Annotated in this window: 15 protein-coding genes; 9 read left to right on the forward strand and 6 right to left on the reverse strand. The window is 71.2% G+C overall.

Going from position 1 to position 15094, the window contains the following annotated elements:
* Positions 1-78: 78 nt before the first annotated feature.
* A complete protein-coding gene (locus PHA84_RS04660) occupies positions 79-1572 on the forward strand; it encodes a purine-cytosine permease family protein (RefSeq protein ID WP_270886929.1) in 1494 nt (497 codons plus the stop codon).
* Between the two features lie 121 nt (positions 1573-1693).
* Here PHA84_RS04660 and PHA84_RS04665 read toward each other — a convergent pair whose 3' ends face one another.
* From PHA84_RS04665 to purM, 3 genes are all read right to left on the reverse strand, one after another.
* Entirely contained in the window at positions 1694-2530 is an 837-nt protein-coding gene (locus tag PHA84_RS04665) for a hypothetical protein (RefSeq protein WP_270886930.1), read from the reverse strand.
* A gap of 171 nt (positions 2531-2701) precedes the next feature.
* Entirely contained in the window at positions 2702-3190 is a 489-nt protein-coding gene (locus PHA84_RS04670; protein WP_270886931.1) for a hypothetical protein, read from the reverse strand.
* A gap of 53 nt (positions 3191-3243) precedes the next feature.
* Positions 3244-4356, reverse strand: coding sequence for a phosphoribosylformylglycinamidine cyclo-ligase (gene purM / locus PHA84_RS04675; protein ID WP_270886932.1), 1113 nt, complete (start codon positions 4354-4356; stop codon positions 3244-3246).
* Between the two features lie 96 nt (positions 4357-4452).
* Between purM and PHA84_RS04680 the strand changes: the two genes are divergently transcribed.
* Positions 4453-5328, forward strand: a complete 876-nt coding sequence (locus PHA84_RS04680; RefSeq protein ID WP_270886933.1) for a hypothetical protein — start codon at positions 4453-4455, stop codon at positions 5326-5328.
* 67 nt (positions 5329-5395) lie between these two features.
* Here the strand turns inward: PHA84_RS04680 and purF are convergent, their stop codons facing one another.
* Both purF and PHA84_RS04690 read right to left on the reverse strand, forming a co-directional pair.
* The gene (purF, locus tag PHA84_RS04685) at positions 5396-6934 is read right to left on the reverse strand and encodes an amidophosphoribosyltransferase (RefSeq protein ID WP_270886934.1); all 1539 of its coding nucleotides are present in this window, start codon (positions 6932-6934) and stop codon (positions 5396-5398) included.
* Positions 6935-6956: 22 nt separating this feature from the next.
* Positions 6957-7181 (reverse strand): hypothetical protein, encoded by a 225-nt coding sequence (locus PHA84_RS04690; RefSeq protein ID WP_270886935.1) that lies wholly within the window; start codon positions 7179-7181, stop codon positions 6957-6959.
* 79 nt (positions 7182-7260) lie between these two features.
* Between PHA84_RS04690 and PHA84_RS04695 the strand changes: the two genes are divergently transcribed.
* The 4 genes from PHA84_RS04695 (at position 7261) to PHA84_RS04710 (ending at position 11082) form a co-directional block, all read left to right on the forward strand.
* On the forward strand, positions 7261-8829 hold the full coding sequence (locus tag PHA84_RS04695; protein WP_270886936.1) for a molybdopterin-dependent oxidoreductase: 1569 nt from the start codon (positions 7261-7263) through the stop codon (positions 8827-8829).
* A gap of 102 nt (positions 8830-8931) precedes the next feature.
* Complete coding sequence (locus tag PHA84_RS04700) at positions 8932-9588, forward strand: fasciclin domain-containing protein (protein ID WP_270886937.1); 657 nt, start codon at positions 8932-8934, stop codon at positions 9586-9588.
* A gap of 25 nt (positions 9589-9613) precedes the next feature.
* The gene (gene sigK, locus PHA84_RS04705) at positions 9614-10210 is read left to right on the forward strand and encodes an ECF RNA polymerase sigma factor SigK (protein WP_270886938.1); all 597 of its coding nucleotides are present in this window, start codon (positions 9614-9616) and stop codon (positions 10208-10210) included.
* Positions 10207-11082, forward strand: coding sequence for an anti-sigma factor (locus PHA84_RS04710; protein ID WP_270886939.1), 876 nt, complete (start codon positions 10207-10209; stop codon positions 11080-11082). Before sigK ends, PHA84_RS04710 begins: the two co-directional genes overlap by 4 nt.
* 92 nt (positions 11083-11174) lie before the next feature.
* Here the strand turns inward: PHA84_RS04710 and PHA84_RS04715 are convergent, their stop codons facing one another.
* Positions 11175-12056 carry an LLM class flavin-dependent oxidoreductase gene (locus PHA84_RS04715; RefSeq protein WP_270886940.1) on the reverse strand — a complete coding sequence of 294 codons (882 nt, stop codon included), beginning with the start codon at positions 12054-12056 and terminating at the stop codon, positions 11175-11177.
* Positions 12057-12111: 55 nt separating this feature from the next.
* Between PHA84_RS04715 and PHA84_RS04720 the strand changes: the two genes are divergently transcribed.
* Genes PHA84_RS04720 through PHA84_RS04730 form a run of 3 tightly spaced genes read left to right on the forward strand, consistent with a single transcriptional unit; the run spans position 12112 to position 15082 of the window.
* Positions 12112-13158 (forward strand): zinc-dependent alcohol dehydrogenase family protein, encoded by a 1047-nt coding sequence (locus tag PHA84_RS04720; protein WP_270886941.1) that lies wholly within the window; start codon positions 12112-12114, stop codon positions 13156-13158.
* A 22-nt stretch (positions 13159-13180) separates the two neighbouring features.
* Entirely contained in the window at positions 13181-14026 is an 846-nt protein-coding gene (locus PHA84_RS04725; RefSeq protein WP_270886942.1) for a spermidine synthase, read from the forward strand.
* 24 nt (positions 14027-14050) lie between these two features.
* Positions 14051-15082 (forward strand): Gfo/Idh/MocA family protein, encoded by a 1032-nt coding sequence (locus PHA84_RS04730; protein WP_270886943.1) that lies wholly within the window; start codon positions 14051-14053, stop codon positions 15080-15082.
* The last annotated feature ends 12 nt before the right edge of the window (positions 15083-15094 follow it).

The raw sequence follows: 15094 nt of genomic DNA on the forward strand, positions 1-15094 counted from the left end.
CCCCGCACCACGGGCGCAGCGCCATATAGGCCTGCCCAGGTGCGAGGTGAGGAGCGCGCAGCGGTCTACGCTCCGGTCATGAGCACTGCCACGCGCGCTGACCCTCGGCGCCTCGGGGTCGAGACCACCGGCATCGAGATCGTCGACGAGGCGGAGCGCACCGCGCGGCCTCGTGACCTGTTCTGGCCGTGGTTCGCCGCCAACGTGTCGGTGTTCGGGATCAGCTACGCGGGCTTCGTCCTCGGCTTCGGCGTCTCGTTCTGGCAGGCCGTCGTCGTCACCGTGGTGGGCGTCGTGGCGTCCTTCCTGCTCTGCGGGGTCATCGCCATCGCGGGCAAGCGGGGCTCGGCTCCGACGATGGTCCTGTCTCGCGCCGCCTTCGGCGTGAAGGGGCAGCGCGTCCCGGGGGTCATCTCGTGGCTGACCTCCATCGGCTGGGAGACCTTCCTGGCCATCCTGGCCACGCTCGCCACAGCCACGATCTTCAGGCAGCTGGGCTGGGGCGGCGGCACGCGCACCAAGATCGTGGCGTGCGTGGTCACGGCCGCGCTGATCGTGGTGGCGTCGGTTGCCGGGTACCACGTCATCATGCGGCTGCAGTCGTGGCTCACATGGGTCACGGGCATCGCGACCGTCGTCTACGTCGCCCTGACGCTCGGGCACGTCGACTGGCACGCGGTGAGCAGTATGAAGGCCGGGTCGGGGCAGCAGATGGTCGGCGCACTGGTCCTGGTCATGACGGGGTTCGGCCTGGGCTGGATCAACATCGCGGCCGACTGGTCCCGGTACCAGCACCGGGGCGCGGCCGGCTCCTCGATCGTCTTCTGGAACACGTTCGGCGGCGCTCTGGCTCCGGCCCTGCTCGTGATCTACGGCCTGGCGCTCGCCGGCTCCGATGCCAAGCTCCGAGAGGGCATCGCCGCCGACCCGATCGGCACGCTCGCCACCATCCTGCCGACCTGGTTCCTGCTGCCCTTCCTGGCCGCTGCCATCCTGGCGCTCGTCAGCGGCGCCGTGCTGGGGATCTACTCGTCGGGGCTGACGCTCCTCTCCCTGGGTGTGCGCATCCCCCGCCCGCGAGCCGCGTTCATCGACGGGGTGATCCTCACCGCCGGCACCATCTACGTGGTGTTCTTCGCCCAGAGCTTCATCAACCCGTTCCAGTCCTTCCTCATCACCCTCGGCGTACCCCTCGCCGCCTGGGCGGGCATCATGATCGCGGACGTCGTCCTGCGCCGTCGTGACTACGACGAGGACGCCCTGTTCGACGCGCGGGGCCGGTACGGGGGCTGGGACTGGGTGTCGGTCGGAACGATGGCCGCGACGTCTCTGCTCGGCTGGGGACTGGTGGTGAACAACTTCGCCGACGACGCCGCCTGGAACAACTGGCAGGGGTTCCTGCTGCACCCGGTCGGCCTGGGCACGTATACGACCGCGCAGGACGGCTCGCACTACTGGGAGGGCAGCTGGGCGTACGCGAACCTCGGCGTCCTCGTGGCCCTCCTCCTGTCGTTCCTGCTGACGCTTCTGCTTCGCCGTGGCACCGTCCGGCGTCAGGAGTCGGCCGCGTGAGGGAGCCCGCCTGGCTGGTCTCGCTGGACCTCCAGCGGGCCTTCGGTGACCCCACCAGCCCCTGGTCCGCGCCCCGGCAGGGGCAGGTTAAGGTGCCGCCGCCGAAACCGTCGTAGCCACGCTACGTACCGTCTCGTCCCCGTGACTGCAGCCCCGTGTGCCAGTCCTCGCCGTAGGCGCTGTCGTCGTGCTCCTGCGGCCGGGGCGGGTTCCGGCCGTCCCACGCGGCGTACCCGCCGAACAGCCCGAACGCCGCCTCGCTGTCGATGACCGCCTGAGCCAGCACCTTCAGGGGAGCCGGCGGCATGGCCTCCGTGAGCGCGCCCGGGTCACGGCGCTCGCCCAGGCAGACCAGGCGCGCCAACGGCTCCACGTCCTCCACGCCGAGATGGGCGCCCGTGACCAGCTGCGTCTGCACGGTACGCAGCACCACGGCGCGGTCGCCGGGGTCGACCTTGGAAAGGGCCTCGCGGTGCGCCGCCTCCAGCGCGTCGAGCGGGGCGGTCCGCAGGAGGTAGCGGTACTGCCGCACCACGACGTCCTCACCCGGCGGCAGGAGCGGCCTGTCTGACCCGTCCCACGAGTCGTACCCGGTGAGGAAGGGCGCGCTTGTGGGGTCCGCCAGGACGAGATGTGCCAGCCGGCCGAGCGCCATCTCGTTGTAGCCCGTCACCAGGAGTCCGGGCCTGCGCTGCTCCGCCTCGGTGATCACCCGGGCCAGTATGTCGGTGTCCTCGATGGTCAGGTCGGCCGGCGCCCTGGAGCGCTCCTGTGCGGTGCGGAGCAGGTTGGCGCGGACGCCGGGGTCGAGGACGGACAGGGCGCGCGCGTGAAGCTTCTCCAGCACCTGAGGAGGCGCGGCGCGCAGCAGATAGCGGTAGCGACGCACCTCCGGGCGCTCCACCGGGGGTGGCGGCTCATGGTGCTCCTGGCGCCGGAGCAGGTGGCGCAGACCCACTCTTCGGAGGCTAGGCACGCCAGCAGGGCAAGGGCACCCACGAACGGCGCCCCGGTGCTCCACCAAATGAGGGACGTTCGGGGGCCCGAACACTTCTCGACGGCCGGGTTTGACTGCGGACGCCCCGGGCACCGCGAGTCACCGTGACTCCCGCGTCGCGCGTGAGGGCCTTCAGTGCCCGCCGAAAGCGGCGTCCGGCGAGCTCGGGCCACCGACGAAGTTGCGATAGACGACCCGGGTGACGAGCGAGTCGTGCCAAGGCTCACCGAACCCCGCGTCGGTCCACCGCTCCGCCAGCGTGACCGGCTCGGCACCGTCCCAGGCGGCATACCCCCCGAAGAGGCCGAACGCCGCCTCGGCCAGCACGACCCGCTCGGCAAGGGCGCGCAGCGTGTGCGGCTCGAGGGTGGACATGACCGCCCCAGGGGTCCGGCGCTCTCCGAGGGTCAGGAGGTGGCCCAGCTCACGTATCTGGTGGCACTGCAGCCGCAGACCCGCCACGAGCCCGGTCTGGACCGCCCTGAGCACGGCCGCCCGGGACTCGACCCCCAGGCCGTCGAGGGCCTCGGCATGAGCGGCCTCGAGCGCGTCCACGGGCGCCGTGCGCAGGAGGAACCGGTACTGCCGGACGACGACATCCTCGTCCTCGGGATGGTCCACGACTCGACGGTACGTCGCCGCGGCACGGACAGGAAGGTGCCCGGGCGCAGCGCTCAGGCCGGGTGCTCGCCGACCACCTGGACCGAGCCACCCTCGACCCCCTTGGCCCCGTGGACGACCTCGGCGCCCTCCTCGACCGTCGCCTGCGCCGCGACCACGACCTCCCCGGCCACCCACGCCCGGATGCCGCGGCGCTCCAGGACCCCGGCCGCCGCGTCGGCCTGGTCGCGAGGAAGGATCGCGAGGAAGCCGACGCCCATGTTGAGGGTGCGTTCGAGGTCCACCCGCGGGACCTGACCCAGGTCGCCGATGGTCGAGAAGACAGCAGGCGGCGTCCAGGTGGACCGGTCCAGGTGGGCGAACATGCCAGACGGCAGGACGCGGGCGAGGTTCGCCGCGAGCCCTCCTCCGGTCACGTGCGAGAGAGCGTGGACGTCAAGCCCGTCGGTCCGCACGAGCTCCAGGAGGTCGGCCGCATACACCTGCGTGGGCCTCAGCAGCTCCTCCCCCAGCGTGCAGCCGAGGTCCTCGACGTGTCGGTCCAGGGCCCAGCCCGCGTCGCGGACCACCTTGCGCACGAGCGAGTAGCCGTTGGAGTGCAGTCCGCTGGAAGCCAGCGCCAGCACCACGTCCCCGCTGGCCACTCGACCCGGTCCGAGCAGCTCGTCATACTCCACGACCCCGGTTGCAGCCCCGGCGACGTCGTACTCGTCCGCGGCCAGCAGGCCCGGGTGCTCGGCCGTCTCCCCTCCGACGAGCGCCACGCCAGCCTGCGCGCACGCCGCCGCGATCCCGGAGACGATGGACGCGACCCGGTCCGGCACGACCTTTCCCGTCGCGATGTAGTCGGTCATGAACAGCGGCTCGGCGCCGCATACGACGATGTCGTCGACCACCATGCCCACGAGGTCGTAGCCGATCGTGTCGTGCTTGTCCAACGCCTGGGCGATCGCGACCTTGGTGCCGACACCGTCGGTCGAGGTGGCCAGCACGGGCCGCGACATGGCCCGGAGGGCACTGGCGTCGAAGAGGCCGGCGAAGCCTCCGAGGTCCCCGAGCACCTCGGGTCTGGTCGCCCGGCGGACGGACGCCTTCATCAGCTCGACGGCACGGTCACCGGCCTCGACGTCGACGCCGGCGGAGGCATAGGTGATCGGCTCGCTCACGCCGCCCACCCTAGACCGGTACGAACGGCGGACCCGCTCCTGTCCCGCGATGGCAGACACTGGCAAGCACAGGCATCCGCACGGGAAAGGGCCGCCATGCCCAGTACGAGCAGCTACCAGTTCGACCTCCTGCGCACCTACCGCTACCTCCGGCTGGCCATGGTGCTGCTGGTCCTCCTCCTGGGGACCTCGGTCGGCATCGAGGTCGTGTCGCAGGGCCATCTGCTCCAGTCAGTCAGCGCGTCGTACTACACGCCGGTGCGGTCGGTCTTCGTCGCCAGCCTCTGCGCCGTTGGCGCCTGCCTGATCGTCTACCAGGGCAACACCGACGTCGAGGACGTCCTGCTCAACGGCTCAGGGTTCTTCGCATTCATCGTCGCGTTCGTGCCGACGCGCCCCGAGGACCACTGCGTCGCCTCGGGGATCGCTCCAGACGTGCGAGCCGCCATCACCAACAACGTCTCCGCCCTGCTCGTCCTGGCCACCATCGCGTTCCTCGTCGTCATGGGCATCGAGGTGTTCGCCACGCCGCCGAGCGAGCGAGCGCTGTCCCCCGACAGTGGCATCGCCATCCTCGTGTCGGTCCTCGCCTTCCTCGGGCTGGCGGCGTACTTCCTGTTCGACCGCGACGGCTTCATGTGCCATGGCCACACGACCTCGGCCCTGCTGCTCTTCCTCGGCATCGTCGCCGTGGTGCTGGTCAACGGCCTCGGTCTGGCGCGCTCGCAGGCACGTGAGGACGGGCATCCGTGGCGCGAGCACCTGTGGAACCGCTACTTCTGGGGCTTCGTCCTCATGGTCGCCTCGATCGTCGTCATCGTCGTGACGGGACCATGGCTGGGATGGCTCGACAACTGGGTGTTCTGGCTGGAGGGCGCGCTGATCACGCAGTTCGCGACGTTCTGGCTCACCCAGACGATCGAGCTCTGGCGAGAGCCGCGAAGGACGGACACACCAGTCCGCAGCGCCTGACCGACCTCCACCGCGTCGCGGTCAGGAGAGACCACGAGCGGGCCGGGAGGGTGGGTAACGCGCGAGGTCAGGGGCGGGTGAGCGCGTCCTGGGCGCCGCCGCCGACCCCGAGCGAGACTCCCCCGACGTCGAGAGGCAGCGTCTCGAACAGGTTCTTCCCCAGCCGGCTCGCGTGGGGAAGCTCGACCGGGTAGACGCCCGTGAAGCACGCCGTGCAGAGCGCGTCCGCAGGTTGGTCGGTCGCAGCCACCATCCCCTCTTCCGAGATGTAGCCGAGGGAGTCCGCGCCGATCGAGGTGCAGACCTCCTCCACGCCGATGCCCGTGGCGATGAGCTCGGCGCGGGTCGCGAAGTCGATGCCGTAGAAGCAGGGCCACCGCACCGGCGGCGAGGAGATCCGGACGTGCACCTCCGCGGCGCCCGCCTCGCGCAGCATCCGCACCAGGGCCCGTTGGGTGTTGCCCCGCACGATCGAGTCGTCCACCACCACGAGCCGCTTGCCCTTGATCACCTCACGCAGCGGGTTGAGCTTCAGCCGGATACCCAGCTGGCGGATCGTCTGCGACGGCGCGATGAACGTGCGGCCGACATAGGAGTTCTTCACCAGCCCTTGGCCGTAGGGGATGCCGGACTCCTGCGCGTAGCCGATCGCAGCGGGCGTGCCGGACTCGGGCGTCGGCATGACGAGGTCTGCCTCGACCGGATGCTCGCGAGCCAGCGCCCGCCCCATCTCGACCCGCGCCTCGTGCACCACCCTGCCGCTGATCGTCGTGTCCGGTCGCGCGAGGTACACGTACTCGAAGACGCAGCCCTTGGGCGCCGCCGGGGCGAAGCGCTGGGATCGCAGGCCGTCCTCGTCGATGGCGATGAGCTCGCCCGGCTCCACCTCCCGGATCATCGACGCGCCGACGATGTCGAGCGCGGCCGTCTCCGAGGCCACCACCCAGCCGCGGTCCAGCCGGCCGAGGACCAGTGGACGGATGCCCTGGGGGTCGCGAGCGGCGTACAGGGTGTGCTCGTCCATGAACACGAAGCAGAACGCACCGCGCAGCCTCGGGAACAGGTCCAGCGCCGCCGCCTCCAGGGAGCGGTCGGGGTCGTCGGCGAGCAGCGCGGTGACCAGCGCCGTATCGGTGGTGTTGCCGCGACCCATCTCGCCCCCGCCGTTGGCATAGCCCTCGGCCCGGCGCTCCGCGACCAGCTCGCGCAGCTCCGCGGAGTTGATGAGGTTGCCGTTGTGCGCCAGCGCCACCGTGGACTCCTCGTGGCCGCCGAGGGTCGGCTGGGCGTTCTCCCAGGTCGACCCCCCGGTCGTGGAGTAGCGACAGTGTCCGACAGCCACATGACCGCGCAGGGAGGCCAGCGAGCGCTCGTCGAAGACCTGGGACACCAGGCCCATGTCCTTGTACACGAGGATCGACCGGCCGTCCGACGTCGCGATGCCCGCCGACTCCTGCCCGCGGTGCTGCAGCGCGTACAGGCCGTAGTAGGTCAGCTTCGCGACATCCTCGCCGGGCGCCCAGACACCGAAGACGCCACAGGCGTCCTGAGGGCCCTTCTCGCCGGGGAGCAGGTCGTGGGAGAGATGTCCGTCGCCGCGTGCCACGTGCCCCAGTGTCCCACAGGGGTCAGCGGCTGCGGTCCAGCAGCACGGCGACCACAGCGGCCAGCAGACCGAACACGCACGCGCCCAGGACGCCGAGGAACACCACCGCCGAGGACATGCTGTAGCTGTGGCCGTAGGTCGCGCTGCTGTCACTGAAGTACGCCACCGCCGAGCCGACCACGAAGCCGAGCACGGCACCGGTGACGATGAAGGCTGTGAAGTTGGGGTAGCGACGGGTCGCGGGCACGCCTCAACGCTACGGCGTCACCGGATCGTAAGCCGTAGGGGGCACCCATCCACCGCGGCCCGGAGTACGAATGGGAGGTATGGAACCCCCGAGGACCCAACGCCTGATGTACGCCGCGTGCGGCCTGCTCGCGGCCGTCGGCGCGATGGCAGTCGGTCACCTCGTCGCGGCGTTCGTCAACCCGGCCGCCTCACCCGTGGCGGCGGTCGGGTCCACGGTCATCGACGCGACACCGACACCGGTCAAGGAGTGGGCGGTGCAGCACTTCGGCACTGCGGACAAGCCCATCCTCGTCACCAGCGTCGCCGTGGTCACCGCGCTCGCCGCCGCCGGGATCGGCCTGCTGTCGCGCCGGCGTCCGACGCTCGCAGGCATCCTCCTCGTGGCCCTGGCTGCGCTGGCCGGTCTCGCCGCCTACCTCCGACCGGCCGCCGTGCCGCAGGACCTGCTGCCGGCGTTCGCGGCCGCCGTCACGGGGGCGGTGCTGCTCCACGGACTCCGAGGTCTGCTCACGGGCCGGGAACCGGCCGCCACTGCTGCGTCCGAGTCGCCGCTGGACCACACGGCGTACGCGCACGGCCGGGCCGCGACTCCGGGCCGGCGCAGCTTCCTCGTCGGAGCCGCCGGTGCCACGGTGGGCGCCGCGGCCATCGGCACGCTCGGTCAACGGCGCTCCGCGCCCCCCACCCTCCCGGCCTCCGTCACCCTTCCCGAGCCCGCGAACCCTGCACCCGCCCTGCCGACCGGGATCGAAGGGACCGTCAAGGGAGTGAGCCCCTTCCGCACCCCGGTGGACACGTTCTACCGGGTCGACACAGCGCTGGTGATCCCACGCATCGACGTCGCCTCGTGGAAGCTGGAGGTCGGGGGAATGGTGGACAGGCCCTTCTCCATGACGTTCGCCGAGCTGCTCGCGATGCCCCTCGTCGAGAAGGACATCACCCTCAACTGCGTCAGCAACGAGGTGGGCGGTCCGTACATCTCCTCGGCGCGCTGGCTGGGGGTCCGCGTGCGCGAGGTGCTCGCCCGAGCCGGGGTGAAGAGCCAGGCCGACCAGATCCTGAGCACCTCCACCGACGGCATGACCATCTCCACCCCTGTCGAGGCGTTCACGGATGACAGGGACGCCCTGATCGCCGTCGCCATGGACGGGAGGCCCCTTCCCGCGCGGCACGGCTTCCCGGCACGCCTGGTGACCCCCGGGCTCTACGGCTTCGTGGGAGCGACCAAATGGCTGACCCGGCTGACCGCCACGACGTACGCCGCGGAGCCTGCCTACTGGACCGAGCGGGGGTGGGCGACGGACGCACCCGTGCAGACGCAGTCCCGCATCGACACACCGATGGGCCTGGGGACGTACCGGCCGGGAAAGGTCGCCGTCGGCGGCGTGGCGTGGGCGCAGGGGCGCGGCATCAGAGAGGTGGAGGTCCGCGTCGACCAGGGGCAGTGGCAGAAGGCCACGCTGGGACCGGACGGAGGGACCGACTACTGGCGTCAGTGGTACTGGGTCTGGGACGCCTCGAGCGGCCGGCACGAGCTCACTGTGCGCGCCACTGACGGGACCGGCGCTGTGCAGACCTCCAAGGAGGCCGACCCGTTCCCTTCGGGGGCCACCGGATACCACAGCATCGTCGTCCTCATCTCCTGAGCCGAACGACGACTTCTGAAAACAGTTGCGAGGCAACCCAATCCGCTTTGGCGTGGGGACCGAATACCTGATGTCAGAACGTCCCCGCACCAGGAGCACATCATGCGACTTGCACGCCGCAGCGCCCTCGCTGCCCTCTCCCTCGCCGTCCCGCTCAGCCTCGCCGCGTGCGGCAGCTCCGGCTCGGACGAGGCCGCGGCCGCCGACACCTCCGCGTCGTCGTCCCCCAGCGCGAGCCCCAGCTCGTCCAGCACCAGCTCGTCCAGCAGCCCGGCCGACGACATGATGGCGGCACCGTTCGGCGCCGGCTGCGCGGCAGTGCCGAAGGATGGCAAGGGGTCCTTCTCCGGCATGGCCACCGACCCGGTGGCGACCGCAGCGAGCAACAACCCGGTCCTGAGCACCCTGGTCTCCGCGGTGGGGAAGGCGGGTCTGGCACCGACCCTCAACTCTGCCAAGGACATCACGGTCTTCGCGCCCACGAACGACGCGTTCAAGGCCGTCCCCGCGGCCACGATGAACGCCGCCATGAAGGACCCCAAGGGCCTGCTCACCAAGGTGCTGACGAACCACGTGGTGGCCGGCAGGCTCACTCCGGAGATGCTCGCCGGCGACCACAAGACCCTGGGTGGCGGCACCATCACGGTCTCCGGATCTGGCGAGTCGTTCAAGGTCGGCACGGCCAAGGTCATCTGCGGCAACGTGCAGACCGCCAACGCCACCGTCTACATCGTCGACGGCGTCCTCCTGCCGAAGTGATCCCTGGTCCACGATGATGGTTCCCATGGCAGCCACCCCCTCAGGTCCCCAACCGGCCTGGGGAGGTGCTGCCGTGGGCCAGGACCTCGCAGGTCTGCTGCGAGCCTGCGCCCTCGGTGACGAGTCCGCGTTCGCCACGCTGTACGACGCCGTGGCGGCCCGGGTGTACGGCATGGTCCTGCGGGTCGTGCGGGATCCCTCCCAGTCGGAGGAGGTCGCGCAGGAGGCACTGCTCGACATCTGGCGGACCAGCGCACGGTACGACCCCGAGCGGGGCAGCGCCGTGAGCTGGATGCTCACGATCGCCCACCGCAAGGCGGTCGACCGGGTCCGCTCCGCGCAGGCGTCCACTGACCGGGACCACACGTACGGCGCCCGTAACCAGGAGCGCACCTACGACGAGACGGCCGAGGTCGTCGAGCGTCGACTCGACGCCCAGCGGGTACGTCATGCGTTGGACACGCTGACCGACACCCAGCGCAGCGCTGTCGAGCTGGCGTACCTCGGCGGGTACACGCACACCGAGGTGGCGTCCCTGCTCGACGTGCCGCTCGGCACGGCCAAGACCCGAATCCGTGACGGCTTGATCCGCCTGCGAGACACCCTGGGGGTGCAGTCATGAGTGCCGACATCCACGGCTTGGTGGGCGCCTTCGCGGTCGACGCGGTGGACGAGCAGGAGCGTGAGGCCTTCGAGCGGCACCTCGCCGAGTGCCCGGAATGCCAGGAGGAGGTCGCCAGCCTGCGCGAGGCGGCCGCGCAGCTGTCGAGCCTGACCGAGACGACTCCCCCGCCGGCCCTGCGTGATGCAGTGCTGGCGAACATCCGGACCGTCCGGCCGCTTCCTCCTCTGCAGGCTGGCCCCCAGACGCACGGGAGTGCGGCAGCGGCGGCCGACGCGCCCGCAGAAACCGGCGACGCCACCACGGAAGGCGGCACGACCACGGAAGGCGGCACGACCACGGAAGGCGGCGCCACCACGGAAGGCGGCACGACCACGGAAGCCGGCGAGGCGACCGGCACCCTCCTCCCGCTGCGGCCTCGCCGCCGTGTGGTCACCTGGCTCACCGCCGCAGCGGCCGCTGCAGCGGTACTGGTCGGCGGCCTGGTCTGGAGTCCGTGGGACGACACGCCCCCCAACGGTCGGCTCACCGCGACCGAGCAGGTCCTCGAGGCCAAGGACGCGCAGCGCTTCCAGAAGACGATCGGCGGGGCTCGCGCCACGATCGTGCGAAGTCGCTCCCTCGGCAAGGCCGTCATCATCGCGGACAACATGCCGGCCGCTCCCGCGGGCAAGGACTTCCAGGTGTGGTTGGACCAGCCGAACAAGGGCATGGTCAGCGCCGCCGTCATGCCGCATGGGTCCGCGCCGACGGTCACGGTGCTCCTCCAAGGAGACGCGGCCACGGCGTTGGGGGCCGGGATCACCGTCGAGCCCGCCGGCGGGTCGAAGTCACCCACCAGTGCCCCGGTGGCGCTCTTCACCTTCTCCTAGGCCCCCTGGCACCTTCGCGTAAGCGCGCCTGGCACCTTTTCCTAGGCCCCCTGGCACCTTCGCGTGGGCGCGCCTCGGCAGCCGCGTCCTGTCTAGGCCAGCCCGGGCAAGCGTGAGGCGACCTCGTCGAGGACCTCTGCCCGGCCGGCGTACGGGCCATCCCGACGGGGCCAATGCGTCACGACGTCGGTGAACCCGAGCTCGGCGGCTCGTCCGGTCATCTCCTCGAACAGCTCCGCGCTCTCCAGCGAGAAGCGGGGGCCGCCGTCGAGCGACAGGTAGCGGTCCAGCGGCGCGTCGCGGCCGGCGCCCGCCTCGATGTCGTCCAGCTGCCGCGACAGCTGGGAGACCCCGCCCCACCAGTCCTCGAAGCTCTCGCCACCACGCCCGTAGGTGACCCAGCCCTGGCCGAAGGCGGCGGCGAGGCGCAGTGCCCGCGGTCCGTTCGCCGCCACGACGAAGGGCACACGAGGCCGTTGCGCGGTGTCGGACATCCAGGTGGAACCGGGCAGCGTCCGGGCATCGACGGTGCGGTAGTACGTCCCGACATGGTGGACATGGTCTTCGCGCAGCAACCTGTCGAGCAGCTCCACGAACTCCTGGAAGCGGGCGACACGCTCCTTCACGCTCCACTGCTCGCCCAGGATCCCGGAGTCGAGATCGCCCCCGGTGCCCAGGCCACAGACCAGCCGACCGCCGCAGATGTCGTCCAGCGCCAGCAGGTCACGCACGAACGGGTACGGATGACGGTAGTTCGGCGAGCTGACGAACGTGCCCAACCGGATGCCGGACGTCACCCCGGCAGCGGCCGTCAACGTGGGCAGGGCACCGAACCACGACGAGTCCGGAAGTCCCGCCCAGACAAGGTGGTCATACGTCCAGGCGTGGTCGAAGCCGTACTCCTCGGCGCGGCGCCACAGCGGTGCCGCGTCGGCCCACCGGTGCTCGGGGAGGATGACGATGCCGAAGCGCATGCGGTGACTGTATGCCGCGAAGCACCGTGACCACCCCCGTGGCAGGCTGTCACGCATGAAGGCGACGATCCTGTACGCACCCGGCGACGTCCGCGTCGACGAGGTCCCGGACCCCGGCATCCAGCGTCCCAGCGACGCGCTGGTGCGGGTCACCGCCGCCTGCGTCTGCGGAAGCGACCTCTGGCCCTACCGCGGCGTCAACGAGGTCCACGGGCCGACGCGCATCGGTCACGAGTTCGTGGGGATCGTGGAGGAGGTCGGCGCGGAGGTCCGCAGCGTCCGGCCGGGCGACTTCGTGGTCGCGCCCTTCATGTACTCGGACAACACCTGCCCGCACTGCCTCGTCGGCATCCAGTCGCGCTGCAGCCATGGCGGTTTCTGGGGTGGGCCCGACCGGGACGGGCTCATGGTCGACGGCGGGCAGGGGGAGTGCGTCCGCGTCCCTCTGGCCGACGGCACGCTCGTAGCGACCCGGGAGGTGCCCGACGAGTCGCTGGTTCCGTCGCTGCTGACGCTGTCCGACGTGATGGGTACGGGCTGGCACGCGGCCGTCGCGGCGCAGGTGCAGGAAGGCGACACCGTCGTGGTCGTCGGCGACGGTGCCGTCGGCCTCTGCGGGGTACTGGCCGCCGTGCAGCTGGGCGCCGAGCGGGTCGTGGCGATGTCACGCCACGCGCCGCGCCAGAAGATCGCCCGCACGTTCGGGGCGACCCACGTCGTGGAGGTCCGCGGGGAGGAGGCCGTCGCAGCGGTGGCCGACCTGACGGACGGCGTGGGGGCGGACGCGGTGCTCGAGTGCGTCGGCACCAACGACTCGATGCAGACCGCCATCGCCGTGGCCAGGCCCGGGGCGACCGTCGGGTATGTCGGCGTGCCGCACGGCATCGAGTACCCGGTCCGCGACCTGTTCGCCCGCAACGTCGGCATCGCCGGTGGGATCGCACCGGCCCGTCAGTACCTACCCCGGCTGCGCGACGAGGTGCTTGCCGGAGCCATCGAGCCGGGCCTCGTCTTCGACCTGGAGCTACCGCTGGACGAGGTTGGCGAGGCCTACGCCGCCATGGACGAGCGGCGCGCGGTCAAGTCCCTCGTCCGTCCCTAGCGTCACGGCGCGCCGTCGGCCCGTGGACCAGGTGGATGACGTCGGGGGCGTCGAGCATATCGAGGGCGTCCAGCACGTCGAGCTGGTCGCCGACGAGGCCGGCGGCACCCTGGTCATGGTCGACGGCCAACCTCAGTCGTACGTGGTGCTCGGCGACCCGGAGCTGCTGGCCTTCGAGTACGTGCAGTTCCTCGCCGCCGTACTCGACTCGCTGCCTGCCGGGCCGCTGGCGGTCACCCATGTGGGGGGCGCCGGCCTCACCCTTCCCCGCTATGTGGCGGCCACCCGCCCCGGCTCACCGCAGATCGTCCTCGAGCCGGACGCGGTGCTCACCGACCTGGTGCGCTCGGCGCTGCCCCTGCCGCGCGGCCACCGGATCCGGGTGCGTCCCGTGGACGGCCGGTCAGGCCTGGCCGCGCTCGCCGACTGCAGCGCCGACGTCGTCGTGGTGGACGCCTTCGCCGACGCACAGGTCCCCGCCGAGCTGACGACGAGTGCGTGGTTCGCGGACGTTGCTCGTGTGCTTCGACGTGACGGCGTACTGATGATGAACACGGCTGACGAGCCCAACCGCCGTCACCTCGCACGCGTGCACGCCTCAGCCGCCTCGGCGCTCCCGTACACGGCATCCGTCGCGACGCCGGAGGTCCGCAAGGGTCGGCGGTTCGGCAACACCGTGCTGGTGGCCGGAGCACGGCCGCTGCCCCTGGACGCCATCGTCCGTCGCGTTGCGATGACCCCTTCTTCCGGAACGGTGCTGCACGGCCCCAGCCTCGCAAGGGCGCTCGGCTCCGCCAGGGCGTTCGAGGACGGCGATGCGCTCCCGTCGCCGGCGCCACCGGTTCTCGATCGCTGGAGGGTGCGCTGAACCGCGCGGCGGCAGGATGGCCACATGACCTCAGCCCTGCTTCCGCCGCCGCGCACCCCGGACCCGATGGACGCTCCCTCGCTGCGGTGGGGAGTCCTGGCCCCAGGAAAGATCGCGCACTCGTTCGCGCGCGCCCTGCGGGCGCGGACCGGCCAGCAGCTCCAGGCGGTCGGCTCCCGCAGCCGTGAACGCGCGGAGGAGTTCGCCCGGGAGTTCGGCGTGGCCGCCGCGTACGGCTCCTATGCCGAGGTGGTGGAGGACCCGGACGTGGACGTCGTCTATGTCGCCTCGCCGCACTCCGAGCACCACGAGCACGCGCTGCTCGCTCTGGCCGCGGGAAAGCCGGTGCTGGTGGAGAAGGCCTTCACGCGCAACGCCCGTGAGGCGGGGGAGGTGGTGGACGCGGCGCGCCACGCAGGCGTGTTCGCCATGGAGGCGATGTGGTCCCGCTTCCTGCCGCACATCGACGTCGCACGCCGGTGCCTGGAGGATGGGGTACTCGGCGACGTCCGGACCGTCTTCGCCGACCATGGTCAGGCGCTGCACCCGGGGGGCCCACAGCGGCTCCACGACCCGGCCCTGGCTGGCGGGGCGCTGCTCGACCTCGGCATCTACCCGATCTCGTTCGCCCATCTGGTGCTCGGGTCCTTCACCGGCGTCCACGCCAGCGGTGTGCTCGCCGAGACGGGGGTCGACGCCCAGGAGGCGGTGACCGTGGTCGGCCCCAGGGGATCCCTGGGCGTGCTCGGTGCGACCATGCTCGCGAAGACCCCGACGACCGCGAGCGTGTGCGGGACCACGGCGCGGCTGGAGATCGAGGGGGACTTCTACGGTTACGCAGCCAGGGTGCGGCTGGTGACGCCGGACGGCACGGTCGTCGACGAGTTCCGCTCTCCGGAGCAGGAGTTCGGGCTGCATCACGAGGCGGTCGAGGTGGCGCGCTGCGTCGGGTCGATGCTGGAGTCGCCGCTCATGCCGCTCTCCGAGACGGTGGACATCATGACCGCGATGGACGACATCCGCGCGCAGCTGGGGGTGCGGTACCCCGGCGAGTGACACCATCTCGCC

Origin of the sequence: Pedococcus sp. 5OH_020 (assembly GCF_027812955.1) — a bacterium.
In the GTDB taxonomy this organism is placed as follows: domain Bacteria; phylum Actinomycetota; class Actinomycetes; order Actinomycetales; family Dermatophilaceae; genus Pedococcus.